This window comes from Deinococcus betulae (assembly GCF_020166395.1).
Classification (GTDB): Bacteria; Deinococcota; Deinococci; order Deinococcales; family Deinococcaceae; genus Deinococcus; species Deinococcus betulae.
Window position 1 is genome coordinate 1 of record NZ_JAIQXU010000027.1, and the last position, 13,724, is coordinate 13,724.

General features: G+C 68.4%; 10 protein-coding genes, 3 tRNA genes and 1 pseudogene. 7 read left to right on the forward strand and 7 right to left on the reverse strand.

Going from position 1 to position 13,724, the window contains the following annotated elements:
* Positions 1-122: 122 nt before the first annotated feature.
* Both K7W42_RS17335 and K7W42_RS17340 read right to left on the reverse strand, forming a co-directional pair.
* Positions 123-602, reverse strand: a complete 480-nt coding sequence (locus K7W42_RS17335; protein ID WP_224576181.1) for an FKBP-type peptidyl-prolyl cis-trans isomerase — start codon at positions 600-602, stop codon at positions 123-125.
* A 121-nt stretch (positions 603-723) separates the two neighbouring features.
* Positions 724-1,806 (reverse strand): CAP domain-containing protein, encoded by a 1,083-nt coding sequence (locus K7W42_RS17340; RefSeq protein WP_224576184.1) that lies wholly within the window; start codon positions 1,804-1,806, stop codon positions 724-726.
* Positions 1,807-1,865: 59 nt separating this feature from the next.
* Here K7W42_RS17340 and K7W42_RS17345 point away from each other — a divergent pair, with 59 nt between their 5' ends.
* Positions 1,866-3,071: a molybdopterin molybdotransferase MoeA gene (locus K7W42_RS17345; protein ID WP_224576185.1), complete on the forward strand. Its 1,206-nt coding sequence runs from the start codon at positions 1,866-1,868 to the stop codon at positions 3,069-3,071.
* Between the two features lie 59 nt (positions 3,072-3,130).
* Here K7W42_RS17345 and K7W42_RS17350 read toward each other — a convergent pair whose 3' ends face one another.
* Together K7W42_RS17350 and K7W42_RS17355 are read right to left on the reverse strand one after the other, a co-directional pair.
* Positions 3,131-4,597: a glycoside hydrolase family 13 protein gene (locus K7W42_RS17350; protein ID WP_224576188.1), complete on the reverse strand. Its 1,467-nt coding sequence runs from the start codon at positions 4,595-4,597 to the stop codon at positions 3,131-3,133.
* Between the two features lie 58 nt (positions 4,598-4,655).
* Complete coding sequence (locus K7W42_RS17355; protein ID WP_224576190.1) at positions 4,656-5,966, reverse strand: HD domain-containing protein; 1,311 nt, start codon at positions 5,964-5,966, stop codon at positions 4,656-4,658.
* A 94-nt stretch (positions 5,967-6,060) separates the two neighbouring features.
* Between K7W42_RS17355 and K7W42_RS17360 the strand changes: the two genes are divergently transcribed.
* Positions 6,061-6,135: transfer RNA gene (locus tag K7W42_RS17360), tRNA-Ala, on the forward strand.
* A 295-nt stretch (positions 6,136-6,430) separates the two neighbouring features.
* Here K7W42_RS17360 and K7W42_RS17365 read toward each other — a convergent pair.
* Positions 6,431-7,135: pseudogene (locus tag K7W42_RS17365) on the reverse strand (transposase); the annotation flags it as partial.
* A gap of 609 nt (positions 7,136-7,744) precedes the next feature.
* Here K7W42_RS17365 and K7W42_RS17370 point away from each other — a divergent pair.
* Positions 7,745-8,167 (forward strand): hypothetical protein, encoded by a 423-nt coding sequence (locus tag K7W42_RS17370; RefSeq protein ID WP_157457336.1) that lies wholly within the window; start codon positions 7,745-7,747, stop codon positions 8,165-8,167.
* Between the two features lie 381 nt (positions 8,168-8,548).
* Here the strand turns inward: K7W42_RS17370 and K7W42_RS17375 are convergent.
* Both K7W42_RS17375 and K7W42_RS17380 read right to left on the reverse strand, forming a co-directional pair.
* Positions 8,549-8,623: transfer RNA gene (locus K7W42_RS17375), tRNA-Val, on the reverse strand.
* Between the two features lie 13 nt (positions 8,624-8,636).
* Positions 8,637-8,712 (reverse strand) — tRNA-Ile (locus tag K7W42_RS17380).
* A gap of 101 nt (positions 8,713-8,813) precedes the next feature.
* Here K7W42_RS17380 and K7W42_RS17385 point away from each other — a divergent pair.
* From K7W42_RS17385 to K7W42_RS17400, 4 genes are read left to right on the forward strand one after another with little or no spacing between them, the layout of a single operon-like run.
* Positions 8,814-10,199: a glycogen synthase gene (locus K7W42_RS17385; protein ID WP_224576192.1), complete on the forward strand. Its 1,386-nt coding sequence runs from the start codon at positions 8,814-8,816 to the stop codon at positions 10,197-10,199.
* Entirely contained in the window at positions 10,196-11,068 is an 873-nt protein-coding gene (locus K7W42_RS17390; protein ID WP_224576194.1) for a hypothetical protein, read from the forward strand. Before K7W42_RS17385 ends, K7W42_RS17390 begins: the two co-directional genes overlap by 4 nt.
* Before the next feature lie 36 nt (positions 11,069-11,104).
* A complete protein-coding gene (locus tag K7W42_RS17395; RefSeq protein ID WP_224576197.1) occupies positions 11,105-11,863 on the forward strand; it encodes an RNA methyltransferase in 759 nt (252 codons plus the stop codon).
* A gap of 44 nt (positions 11,864-11,907) precedes the next feature.
* Positions 11,908-13,608 carry a GAF domain-containing sensor histidine kinase gene (locus K7W42_RS17400; RefSeq protein ID WP_224576245.1) on the forward strand — a complete coding sequence of 567 codons (1,701 nt, stop codon included), beginning with the start codon at positions 11,908-11,910 and terminating at the stop codon, positions 13,606-13,608.
* The last annotated feature ends 116 nt before the right edge of the window (positions 13,609-13,724 follow it).

The following is a 13,724-nucleotide window of genomic DNA, read 5'->3' on the forward strand; positions in this document are numbered from 1 at the left end:
AGGGAGGAACGAACCAGGCGGAGGGCTGGTGCACGTGGCTCGGCCTCTCCCGATCAAAAAGCTTCTCTCATAACACAGCGCCCCGTCTTGTTCAGAGACGGGGCGCTGTGGAGCACTTCTGCTCAGTCGTGGTGGTGGTCGCCCTCGGCGTGGGCGTGGCCGTGGTCCAGTTCCTCGGTGGTGGCGTCGCGCACACTCAGCACCTTCACGTCGAAGTTCAGGGTCATGCCCGCCAGGGGAGGGTTGAAGTCCACCTGCACGGTCTCGCCGTCGACGGCCAGCACGGTAAACGGAATCACGCTGCCGTCCTCAGACTGGGCGTAGTAAGTCGCGCCGACCTCCACGTCGTCTTCAAAATCCTCGCGCGACAGGTCTTCTACGCTGTCCTCATCGCGCTCGCCGTAGCCGTCTTCGGGGGCCACGGTGACTTGCAGCGCGTCGCCTGCGCCTTTGCCTTCCAGTGCCCGCTCCAGGCCCGGAATGATGTTGCTGTGGCCGTGCAGATACACGAGGGGCTCGCCGCCCTCGCTCTGGTCAATCACTTCGCCGTCCACCGTCAGGGTGTATTCCAGTTCGACAACCTTGTCCTGGGTAATATTCATTGTGGTCTCCATTCCCCACCGGGCCGGACTGTCCTGCTCGGGGCCGGTGGGCGCATCCTGCCCCAAGGAGTGTACCCCCTCCCGGTGAGCTGTCCATTCTGGGCCAGCTGGAGAGGCGCACTCACGGCGCGACCCGGAAGGTCCAGGTCACCGGGCCGCGCGCCGTCACAAACCTCACCTCGACCTGGGCACCTGCGGGCAGCGGCTGGCCCGGCAGCAGCAGAGCGGCGCCCTGGGCCCCCAGAATGGTCCGGCCCGCCTGCGTGTCGCTGGCCGAGGCGCCGGTGAAGGTGGCCGCAGTCAGCAGGCACGCGGGCGCGGCGTAGCCATTGACTCGCAGCGCAGCGCGCCGGACCTGATTGCTCTGGTCTGGCCCGAGCAGCAGGGCCAGCGGGGCGCCCAGGGGGCCCGGTTGGTCGGCGCAGCCTGCCGCTGGGTCTGGCCACTCCGACGCGGCGGCGGGACCAGTAGCCATCAGAGCGCCCGGCGCGGGATAACGCACGGGGTAACGCCCGCGTCCCTTCAGGCCCCGGCGCACGTCCAGCACCGCCGCCGAGCGCAGCGTGCCGGCCCCGTCGTGCGCCTCGCCAAATGCCACCTGGGTCAGGCGGGGATCCAGCAACTGCGGCAGGTGAAAGGCACCGCTGGCCCAGTAATCGACTGCCCGTTCTATCCCAGAGGTCGGCTGAGACGACACGAAGTAGTGGCCCGGCGCGCAGGTTTCGCCGGCCACCGTGTGGTGGGGACTGGCCGGGTCCTGCCGGTGTTCGGCGCGGTCCTCGCGAACCAGGTAGCGTGCGTGGGCCGCGCAGCCGCCGGTCCAGGCGGCCTGCGCCCGTACCGGGGCCACCCCTGCTGTCCGGCGCACCCGGTTCAGGGCTGCCAGGGCGCGGCGCTCGGCGGCCGATGAAGCGGTTGTGTCTGGCGCTTCAGCAGGGGAGGGGGCCAGGGTCACTTTGTTTGAGGCTATTGACTGGGTAGCCGCAGGTTCAAGGGACCCTGGCGGCGGCAGCGTGACCTGAACCTGCGGCACGGGCGGGGCAGCGACAGGCAGGGCCCTGGACGCCACCGGGCGCGGCCAGGGTGACCACCAGCCGGCCCACCATAGCCCGGCCAGGCCCAGCAGGAAGAGGCCTGCCGTCCACGCGGCGGCCTGCACCGCTCGGCGCAGCCAGGAGGCAGGAGCCCTGTGTTCAGGCGTCATACGGACAGGCTAAAAGTGGGAGAGGCCGGGTGGGTGCGCCGCGCGCCTATCCTGCCTTCATGCGCCCGCCTCTGCCCGCCTCCTCTCCCTTTCCCATGCACGTCAGCGTTGAGGAGGCCCGCGCCATGCTCGCCGCGCTGCTGACCCCCCTGGACACCGAAACAGTGCCGCTGGCCGAGGCGGCAGGGCGCCTCCTGGCCGCCGACCTCCCGGCCCTGGTCAGTCATCCCAGCGCCACCGAAAGCGCCTTGGACGGGATCGCGGCCCGCGCCGCCGACACTCTAGAGGCCAGCCCAGAGAAGCCGGTGCGCCTGCGGGTGGTGGGCGAGAGCCGCGCTGGGGCCGCCTTCACCGGCACGGTTGGTCCCGGCGAGTGCGTGCGGATTTACACCGGGGCGCCGCTGCCCCCCGGCGCCGACGCCATCTGCCCTGTCGAGCAATTGACCGACGAAGGCGAGGCCCTGACCTGGCTCGCGCGCCCTGCCAGCCCCGCCGATGTGCGCCATGAGGGCGGCGATTTCCGGACCGGCGAGGTGGTGCTGCGCGCGGGCCTGCCCCTGACCGCGCCCCGGCTGGCGCTGGCCGCTGCACTGGGGCACGCCGCCGTGCCGGTGCGCCGCCGCCTGCGCGTGGCCCTGCTGTCTACCGGGGACGAGGTGGTGCCCCCCGGTCAGCCGCTGGCGCCGGGGCAGGTGTACGACTCCAATAGTGTGGGCCTGAGCGCCCTGCTGCTGGAGTGCGGCTGCGAGGTGCTGGCCCTGGGCCGCGCCCCTGACAGCCCCGAGGCCCTGCAAGCTGCCGTTGACCGCGCGGGCGGCGCCGATGTGCTGCTGAGCAGCGGCGGCGTCAGCATGGGCAAGTACGACTTCATGCGCGACCTGCTGCTGGACCGGGGCCGCGTGGCTTTCTGGAAGGTGCGAATGCGCCCCGGTGGCCCGGCCATCCTGGGCGGCTGGAACGGGCTGCCGGTGTTTGGCCTGCCGGGCAATCCGGTCAGCAGCCTGGTGGTGTTTCAGGTCATCGTGCGTCCGGCCTTAACGGGTCAGCCGCCCCAGACCCTGCGGCTGCGCGCCGCCACATCTTTCCGCGCCCTGCCTGACAAAACGGCCTTCTGGCGCGGCGTTATCGAGAACGGCGTGGTACGCGACTACGGTCAGCAGGGCAGCGGCGTGCTGCGCTCGCTGTCCGAGGCCGGCGCCCTGGTGATCGTGCCGGAAGGGCAGCCGGTGAACGCCGGAGACGACGTAGAGGTCATGCTGCTGTAAGTGGGGAGTGGTCAGTGGAAGCAAGGTGCCCTTTCCACTGACCACTCCCTCCTCCCCGCTTACTCCTGCGGCACGAGCACCAGCGCTCCCCGTCCGGGCACGCCCAGCGGCGTGTCGCCGGTCAGGTGGACGGTGCGGCCCGTCAGTACGTCACGGTAGGCGCCGGCCTTGACCCCAGTGAACGGCAGATGCGCGGTCTGCAGGCCGGTGTTCAGGCCCACGTAGGCGTTGCCGCTGGCGTGGCGGCGGGCATAGACGAGGCCGTCACCGCGGGCATGGGTCACCTCAAAGGTGCCTCGGCCCAGGGCGGGCGTGGCGTGGCGGGCGGCGGTCAGGGCGCGGGTCAGGGCCAGGGTGTCCTGGTTCCACGTGCCCTCTTCCCAGGGAAAGGCGCGGCGGCAGTCGGGGTCGGGGCCGCCGGGCAGGCCGATCTCATCGCCGTAATAGATGCAGGGGGCGCCCACGTACGTCATCTGAAAAATGGTGGCCAGGTGGTAGGCCGTGGCGTCGCCGCCCACAGCGGTGAGAAAGCGGGCGGTGTCATGAGAGTCAAGCAGGTTGAGCTGCACCCGCACCACATCCGGGTGATAGAGCTGCGTGACTTCGGTCATGCGGGCCCCGAAGGCGGCGGCGTCCATCGGCTCTACGCGGCCGGTGCCGCTGCGCTCGTTCATGGGGTGGTCGAGGGTCTGGGCGCCAAAAAAGGCCAGGCAGGGGCGGGTGAAGTGATAGTTCATCACGGCGTCAAACTGGTCGCCGCGCAGCCAGCGGTGGGCGTCGCCCCAGATTTCCCCCACGATGTAGGCGTCGGGGTTAATCGCCTTGACGCGGCGGCGGAACTCCTGCCAGAACGAATCGTCGTCAATCTCGTTGGGCACGTCCAGGCGCCAGCCATCAATGCCGAAACGAATCCAGTGCTCGGCCACGTCCCACAGAAACTCGCGCACCGCCGGATGATTCGTGTTGAACTTGGGTAGCGCGCGGTTGCCCCACCACGCCGCGTACCCGGCAGGCCGGGTGTCGTCGTAAGCCTGCAGCGGCCAGCCCTCGACATGAAACCAGTCGCGGTAGGCGCTGGCCTCGCCCTGTTCCAGCAGGTCGTTGAACTGAAAAAAGCCCCGGCTGGCGTGGTTAAACACGCCGTCTAGCACCACGCGAATGCCGCGTGCGTGCGCCTCGTCAATCAGGACGCGCAGGGCCTCGTTGCCGCCCAGCATCGGGTCGACCTGGTAATAGTCGTGGGTGTGGTAGCGGTGGTTGGCCGCCGACTGAAACACCGGGCAGAAGTAGATGGCATTGACCCCCAGGCTCTGGATGTGGTCCAGCCGGGCGGTCACGCCCCACAGGTCGCCGCCCATGTAGCGGTGAAAATGCGGTTTGTCGCCCCAGGGTTGCAGGTTCAGGCCCCCCACCCGCCCCGAACGGGCGAAGCGGTCGGGAAAAATCTGGTAGAACACCGCGTCCGTCACCCACTCGGGCGTGATGGGGTGGGCGTCGTGGGCGTGGTCAGGATGGAGCGCTTCCATATTGCGCCCGAGCATAGCGGCCCCAGGCTCTCGCGCCTCTGACAGACGGTTGCAGCGGCTAGGCGGGTTCGGGGTTGGCCTGCGCCCAGCGCACGGCGAAGGCGCGCGCCTGTTCGGGGGTCTGCACCTCGCCTAGGGCCGCCGCCTCGGCCAGGGCGCGGCTGACCTGCCCAATGCGGGGCCCTGGCGGCGTGTCCAGCAGCGCCATCAGGTCCTCGCCGCGCAGCAGTGGTGCGGGTGGAGTTGGCTGGGCCTCCAGCGCTGCCAGCACCAGGCTCATGGCGTGGGCGTAGGCCCGGCGCGACGCCTCGCTGCTGGCGGGCCCACGCGCCGCTTCGCGGTCAGCCAGCATGACGCTCAGCAGGTCGGGCAAGAGGTCGCGGCGGCGGTGGACAAAGCGCCGGGCCTCGCGCTCACCTGCGGGCAGCGGCACCATATGCGCCCCCACCAGCGCCGAGACGCGGCGAATGTCGTCGCCTGGCAGTTTCAGGCGGGTCAGGAGCTGGGCAGCCAGGGCGGCGCCGACCTTGTCGTGCCCGTAAAACGAGGCCCGGCCCGTCTGGGGATCGCGCGCCAGGGTGCGGGGCTTGCCCACATCGTGCAGCAGGGCCGCCCAGCGCAGCGGCAAGGGCGCGTCGGGGCGGCGGGCCAGCAGCTGATGTAGCGCTTCTAACCCGTGATGAAACACGTCCAGATGGTGAAAGCCACCCTGGGTCAGCCCCAGGCCCTCGCGCAGTTCGGGTAAGGTCAGGGCCAGCAGGCCCAGGTCCTCTAAGCGCAGCAAGCCGCGCGCCGCTTCCGGGTGAAGCAGCAGGGCGTGGAGCTCGTCCCGGATGCGCTCGGCGGCGGGCAGGGTCAGCGCGCTGCCCGCCAAGTCAGCCGCCACCGAACGCACCGCCGCTTCAGTGGCGCTCTCCAGCCGAAAACCCAGCGTGGCTTCAAAGCGGGCGGCCCGCCACGCGCGCAGCGGGTCGGCGCGCAGATTCTCGGCCGAGACCATGCGCAGGCGGCGGGCGCGCAGGTCAGCCAGACCGCCCGTCGGGTCAATGACTTTGCCGCTGGCCAGTACCCCCAGCGCATTGACCGTGAAATCCCGGCGGCGGAGATCGGCCGTCAGGTCGTTGGGCAGGGGCACCAGGTCGTGCTGGATTCCGCCCGGTGCGCTGACCCGCCAGTACCCACGTTCTTCGTCTAAAGGAAAAGCCGAGCCGCCTGTTGAGGAAGCCAACTGCTGCGCGGCCCCGGCCGGGTCGGGCACGGCCCAGTCGTAATCTTTGGCCACGACGCCCCGCTGCCAGTCGCGGGCGGCGCCGCCCACCAGCACCGCGCCTGGTGGAAAGGGCGGCAGGGGAGGACGGCGGCGAAACATAGGCCCAGGCTAGCGCCGCTGCGCCTCCTGTGCCTGCGTCATGTGGCTCACGCTTGCCAAGCGGGCGCGCCTCTGCTACAGTGCCCACCGCTGAGGGGGCTTAGCTCAGCGGGAGAGCATCCGCTTTGCAAGCGGAGGGTCTGGGGTTCGAATCCCCAAGCCTCCACCAAAGACAACCACCGTCTAGTGCGGTGGTTTCTTTTTTGTCTTTACCAATGTGCGCTGCTTCGGCGGTAGCAGAGAGAGGAGTTGCTGCGCCCGGTGTCTGGCCCCCAGGTGACTTGAGGAGGAGGGACCAGGCGAACTGTTGTGGTGTGTTAGCCGGCAATTGGGAGGCACCTGGCGTCGCCGGAGTTGTAAGGAACCGCCGTCTTCAAAACTGATCCCTGCCAAAGCTGGCGGGGCTTTCTTCGTCTAAATTGTCGGGAAGAGGGGTTGACAGGGCGGCGATCAGCTCTTGAGGTCAATGATTTGAGGTTGTGGGCAAGGATGCCCAACGTGACCCTCAAGCGGCGACTGAGGTAGGTTCTAACCTGTCGCCAGCGTTGACGAGCATAGAGAACGCAGACTCGATGCACTTTCTTGCAGCGCCGTCTTCGTTCTTCCAGCGCGGATCCACTTGCTTGCCATTAACCTTCAGCGGGGTCAGGCAGGTGCCGGACTGATAGCCCTTGTCTCCACTCTGCATTCATCTCGCACAGCACGCTGACATCATGTTCATTGGCGGGACGAATCTTATAGCGCTCGATGTTGCCGTACCGGGCGCTCCACGCATGCAATTTGAAGCCGTACACTGGCCCCGCTGCGCTGAATCCATCACGAGTCCCACGAAACTTGCACCGTGGCGCCCGCTTGGAGGCCGAGACGGACAGCGGCGCCGAATCCACAGCGACAGCGACGAAATCCAGACGCTGGAGTTGGGTGGCCAGACGCTCGACCATTGAGTCGGCGCTGGGCCTGCAGTTCAGATGGGAAGTGCGGGCAGTGGTTCAACTGGAGAAACTGCCACCACCGGCCGAAGTACGGCACTGTGTGCAGCTTCCGAAGAAGCGCGGCCGCCAAGAGTTCTTCACCAGAGATGTTCTCGTAGGCGTGGTGTGGGCCGACTCAGCGACTGAGGCGCGTGTCAGCGGTGGACAGGGGGGCACAGTGAGGTCGGGACGGCTCATAAGTACCGCCCCTGCCTCATTTTTTGCACTCCAAGTCAACCCCTCTTCGCGGTGAATTGGTGCGTCGGCATCATCGTGTTCTTCGGTCTTTTGACGCAGCTCAGAGGTATTGGCAACCCGCACAGTGGGCCTGTAACCGGGAGATGGTTCACTCCAGTTCAGCGGCGGCACCCTGATCTGCTGGCCAGATCAGGCCATCACTCTGGCCCAAGCCAGCAGCACGAACGTCTATGCGCTCAAGGGCCTCGTTCTGGGCCAGGCTAAGGCACAAGGATGGTACGAGTTCAGCGCCGCGTATCGGGGCGAAGGGAGTGTCCGCCGCCTGATTGAAGATGGAGTCAAGCTCTCTTGAATCCATTGCATTCCAGACGACCCAGTGGGCAGCGGCGCGTGATGGCCAGCCACGGCTGAAGATCTAGGAAGGGATTGCGCTGGCGGGGGCGGGGAGGGATGGCGGCAAGATGCTTCCTTTTCACGGCCTTGAGCCAATTCACAACTTCAGTCAGGCCGGGAATGGCCAAATAGTCCGGTTCCCTCAGTTGTGCCTCTGACTACAAAGTCAACGGCTCTCGCTGCCCCTCACCCATTCAAGCCCTAAGGAGAATCCTCATGCGCAAAGTCGCCCTGCTCGGTCTCAGTACCCTTCTGATTACTGCGTGTAATGCCACGACGCCCCCAGCAGCTGAAGTCGCGCAAGCCGCCTCGCCGGCTGCCGGGAGCCAGCTGTTGACCGCGGCCGAGGCCAATATGCCGATGATCCGCCGTGTCGAATTTGCAGGTGGGCGCTGCGTCATGAAGCAGTTTCAGGAGATCGGAACCAGCAGCAACTACTTCCAGGTTATTCACCAGAACGACGGCGCGGTGCGCATGAACATCAAGATGTGGGCGCCGTATCAGGCCCCCAGTTGGGATTTCAACGAGAGCCACAAGTCCATCTACCGGGGATTCAGTTATGGCCTGTCGCTGGAGGTCTACGGCTTTTGCAAAGTCAATGGGACTTGGGTGGGCGCCCCCGTCTTCCGCGCCAACTGACAGCCACTGGTTGACACCGCCTGCCTTCGGGTGGGCGGTTTAAGCTGGGGGGCGTGAAACGCGACCTAGCCCAGATAGGCGACCTGCACCGCTGTAGACGGGTGCTTGGGCCTTCTCGGTGATACCGGCACAGCAGACATGATCAGGCAAGCACGGGCGGCAGGGCTGGCAATCGTGAACTGGTAGGGGAGACCCCAAGCCAAAGGCCCCGCCTCAGTGTCAGGGCCTTCTCAGTTCAATGCGTGTAGCTCAGGCTTCGAGAAACTCTTTCAAAGCTGACTGAGCGATAAAGGGCAGTATGCAGGGGAGCGACAGAAACGAGAGGCACCGCTACACAAGACGAACCCCCAGGGGAGACCTGGGGGTTTTGTTCGTCTGAGTTGGTGGGCGGTATAGGATTTGAACCTACGACCCTTCGCGTGTGAAGCGAATGCTCTACCACTGAGCTAACCGCCCAAACATTGACCTGTGGTGGGCCCTGCCGGATTTGAACCGGCAACCAATCGGTTATGAGCCGACTGCTCTGACCGTTGAGCTAAGAGCCCGTGGGCACAGCCGCCTTTCAAGGCGAGGGGAAGTGTAGCAGCGCCCTTCTCGTGTTGTCAAACCCTGCGCCCTGGCCGGGGGCGGCAGGTACAGTGCGGGTATGCGTGTGGTGCATGTGGCTTCCGAGGTGTTTCCGTTCTCGCGTTCTGGCGGGCTGGGCGACGTGCTGGGCGCCCTGCCGGCCGTGCAGGCGGCCCAGGGCGCCGAAGTGACGGTGGTGTCGCCGTGGTATGCCGATATCTGCCAGGAGGTGCGGGAAGTCTGGCGCGGCGAGGTGCAGGCGCCCGGTGCCCCCGACCTGGGCACCCTGCGCATTGGTGAGGTGAAGTCAGAGGGCGTGCGCTACCTCTTTCTGGGCCTGACCCCCTTTGACCGCCCTGGCCTGTATCACCAGGACGACGTGTGGCGCTTTGCCCAGTTTGGCCGGGCCGTGTGGCCCGCGCTGGCGGCCCTGTCGCTGACCCCGGACGTGGTGCACGGCCACGACTGGCAGGCCGGGCTCAGTGTGGCCTGGGCACGTCTGGCCGGCGTACCGGGCGTCTTCAGCGTGCATAACCTGCAGTACCAGGGCCGCTGGAATATTCATGATGGCGCGCCCTGGACGGGCCTGCCCGGCTGGGCCTTTACCCCCGACACGCTGGAATTTCACGGCGATGTGAGCCTCATGAAAGCGGGACTGGTGTTTGCCTCGCAGGTCACGACGGTGAGCCCCACCTACGCCCAGGAAATCCTGACCCACACGTACGGCGAGGGGCTGGAGGGCCTGCTGGCCCGCATCAGTGCAGAGGGGCGCCTGAGCGGCATCATCAATGGCCTGGACCAGGACCGCTGGAACCCCCGTGAGGACGAGCATATTCGCCCTTACCGCGACCTGCGCGGCAAGGTGGCCGCTGGCCGCGCCCTGCGCGCCGAGTTCGGGCTGGACGGCGCGCCTATTTTGGGGGCGGTCAGCCGCTTGGCTGAGCAAAAGGGCATGGACGTGCTGCTCTCGGCGCTGCCCGAACTGGTGCAGGACTGGAACGTGGTCGTGCTGGGCAGCGGCGACTCCCGCTTAGAAGAGGGGCTGCGCGAGTGGGCCGAACACGGGCGCGTGGTGTTCGTGCAGGGCATGCACGAGGCCCTGGCCCACCGCATTTACGCTGGGGCCGACGCTTTTGCCATGCCCAGCCGCTTCGAACCCTGCGGCCTGTCGCAGATGATTGCCATGCGCTACGGCACCCTGCCGGTGGTACGCGAAACTGGCGGCCTGGTGGACACGGTGTCGGCTGACGTGGGCTTCCGGTTTGGCCCCGAAACCCCGGACGCCCTCGCGGCCGCGTGCCGTGAGGCCCTGGCGGCGTTTGCCAATCGCCCCGACTGGCGCGCGCGCGTGAAGCGCGGCATGGCGCTGAATTTTAGCTGGGACGGCCCGGCGGCTGCTTACCTGGCCCTATACGCTGAGGTGCAGGCCGCGCCCCTGGTGCCTGTGGCCGGGCTGGAGGCATGAGCAGCGAGGTCGAACTGGGCGACCTGCACGCCGAGGCGGTGGCCCCGGAGGCTCTGACCCCGGCCCTGGCGGCGCTCTATGAAGTGCCTGTTTCAGAGGTCGCCTGGATGGCCCAGAGCTGCGTGGCGGCCTGGCTGGTCTCGGAGGTGCAGCTGCTGGACGGCCAGGCGCGCGAGGTCGTGGTGGGCGCGGCGGGCGCGCGGCCCAGCCCGGCCCACGGCACGGAACTGCTGGGCGGCGTGTTTGCTGGCCCCCGCCGCGCCGAAGTCACCGCGCTGCTGGTGGGCGCGGCCTACGCTGGGGTGGGCCGCGCCTACGTGTTTGCCGACGGCCACCTGTTTACCCCCGAGCCGCTGCTGTCGGCCGGCTGGCGCGAGGTCGGCGCCTACCGCCGCCTGGAGGGCCGCCCGCCCTACCGCGCCGCGCCGCCACCCGCCGGGGTCACCCTGCGCGCCCTGGCTGAAACCCCAGGGCAGGCCCGGCTGGAGGCCCTGCGCACCTTCGAGGACCGCATCGGCCACCACGCCGTGACCCCCGAGGCCGCCCAGGACGGCGCCGGCGGCTTTGACCCGCAACTCAGCCTCGTGGCACTCGACGGGGCTGGGCGCGGGGTGGGCGTATGCCGCGCCGCGATAGACGACGAGGACGGCCGCCCGGTGGGTCGCCTGGACGCGCCGGGGGTGGCCCTGCCATGGCGCCACACCGGCCTGCGCGCCGCCCTGCTGGCCGGAGTCTCGGCGCAGCTGCGGGCCCGCGGCGCCGCCCACCTGAGCATGGATTCCTGGGGTGACACCCCCGAGGAACTGGCGCACGACCTGGGCTGGGGGCTTCATGTCACGGGCGAGACGCCGCTGCTGGCCTCGCCGTAAGGCCCTGTCCAGAAGCAGACTGATAGCATCAGGGGCGTGAATCTGGCCGTCGTGCTTGTCTCTCCCAAAACCCCTGGCAACATTGGCGCCGCCGCGCGCGCCATGCTGAATATGGGCGCCCGCGACCTGCGTCTGGTGGCCCCACGCTGCGATCATCTGGATTCGGGGGCGGTGGCGATGGCGGTGCACGCCGCTGACCTTCTGCGCGAAGCGCGCCTGTATCCCACCCTGCGTGAGGCCCTGGCCGACCGCGACCTGAGCGTGGGCACCACGGCCCGCCTGCGCGCCGACCTGCCTGCCCCGCAGCACCCCGGCCACCTGCGGCCCCTGGTGCGCGCGGCGGCGGCCCCGGCCCTGGTCTTTGGGCCCGAGGAAACGGGCCTGATCAACAGCGACCTTGAACAGTGCCAGGTGACGGTGCGGGTGCCCACTGCCGAGTACGCCAGCCTGAACCTGTCCCAGGCGGTGCTGCTGGTCTGCTACGAGTTCTTGCAGGGCGTGGACGAGCTGCCCGAGCGCACGCGCAAGACCGCCACCCGCGAAGAGATGGAAGCCATGTACGGCCACCTGCACGAGACGATGCGCCTGATTGGCTACACCGACGCCGTGCGGGCCCGCCATACCCTGCGCCTATGGCGGGCCGTGCTGGACCGCGCGCTGATGTCCAGCGCCGAGAGCCGCCTGTTTCGCGGCCTGCTGCGTCAGGTGGGCTGGAAGGTCGAGGACGCCGCGCGCCGGGGTCCAGCGGCGCTGCCTCCTTCACAGGGGCCCGAGCCCACCGAGGGCACCCCCTGAGCCGGCCTGGTGACCTGACAGACACCTCAGCCGAGGTGATCACGCTGGTTCCCGAACCCCCCGCCGACACCGAGGAGCGCGGCTTCCGGCTCTCAGACCGGGTGCGGGTTGTGCGCAACGTGCTGCCGCCCCTGATCGTGCTGGTGGTGGGGGTGGTGGAATTTCTGATTTCGCGCCTGCCTTCGTCGCGTCAGGAGCTGTGGGCGCACCTGCTGTTTTACGGCCTGGTGGGGCCAGCGGTGACGTATTTTTCGGTGGAGTGGATTGCCCAGGGCACCCGCGCCCGTGAACGCGCCGAGCGCGACCTGCGCGACCTGTATGGCCAGCTGAGTGCCAGTCACGCCCAACTCGGCGCAGTGCAGGCCCTGATGCGCGACCTGACTGACGCCCCCGACATGGGCGCCGTGCTGGATGTGGCGGCCCGGGGCGCCCTGCGGGTCACCGGCGCCGCCCACGCCACCCTGACGGTCCCTGGCGGGCTGAGTGCCAGCGCGGCCCCCACCCCGCCCCCGGAGGTCCGGCACGCCCTCAAGGTGCCGGTGCCGGGCGGCGGGGCGCTGGCGCTGGGCTTTACAGACCCCCCAGGTGAGGACACCGAGGCGCTGGCCCAGGCATTGGCCGCCGAGGTGGCGCGCGGTGTGGAAGCAGTGCGTCAGCGCACCCTGGACCTCATGACGCTGTATTCCGTGGACCAGAGCATCCGCGCCGAGCGCAACCTGCGCCGCCTGCTGGCCCGCGTGACCCGCACGATGGCCGAGCGGGTGGGCGCCGAGGCCCGCGCTATCTTTTTAAGTGACCAGGACGGCGTGCTGCGCCTGGAATACGCCCAGGACCGCCACGGCGAGAAACGCGGCGGCTTGCCGGCGCCGCCCTTTGCGCAGCAGGTGGCGCAGGCCGGCGAGCCGCAAAGCGCGGCCGGTGGGGACGCTGCCGAGGTCTTTGCCGACGCCCGCAGTGTGCTGGGTCTGCCCATGCGCGACGAGGAGGGCCTGGTGGGCGTCATCGTGCTGGGGGACGCCCGTGACCGCGCCTTTGACGCGGCCCGCGTGTCGCTGCTGGCCCTGATGGCCGGGCAGGCCACTCTGGCGGTGCGCAACGCCCGCGCCTATCTGTATTCCGAGGAACTGGCCATCAGTGACGAGCGCGCCCGCATCGCCCGCGAGATTCATGACGGCGTGGCGCAGTCGCTGGCCTTTGCCGCCCTGAAACTGGACATCGTGGCGCGGCAACTGCACGCCGATCCCGCCAAGGCCGAGACCGAGGTGCGCGCCGCCACGACGCTGCTGCGCGAACAGATTCGGGAGGTCCGGCGCTCTATCTTTGCGCTGCGCCCCATTGACCTGGAGCGCTACGGCCTGCTGGAAACCGTGCAGCGCTACGTGCTGGATTTTGGTGAACAGAACAGCGTGCGCGTGACCCTGAACATCAGCGGCGACGTGCATCTCTCGCCGGGCGACGAGGCGGTGGTGTTCCGTATCCTTCAGGAGAGCCTGAACAACGTGGCCAAACACGCCCGCGCCCAGGAGGTCAAGGTGACCCTCCACGGCGGCGAGCGCGTGACCCTGCGCGTGCAGGACGACGGCGCCGGCTTTGACCCGGCTGGCCTGACCGGCCGGGTCAGCAGTGCGGGCGGCCTGGGGCTGCTGCAGATGCGCGAGCGGATCGAGGCGCGGGGCGGGGAGTACCGCGTACTGTCCAGTCCTGGCCACGGCACCCTGATCGAAGCCGATATGCCCCAGGGCTAGGGCGGTCAGCTTCTGGACGTCGCCGGGACAGGCGGCCCTATGGATTGAGACAGAACACCAAGATCGGAAGTGATTGGAGCGGGATGGGCTGAGAACGGCATTGGGGCTGCTCCACG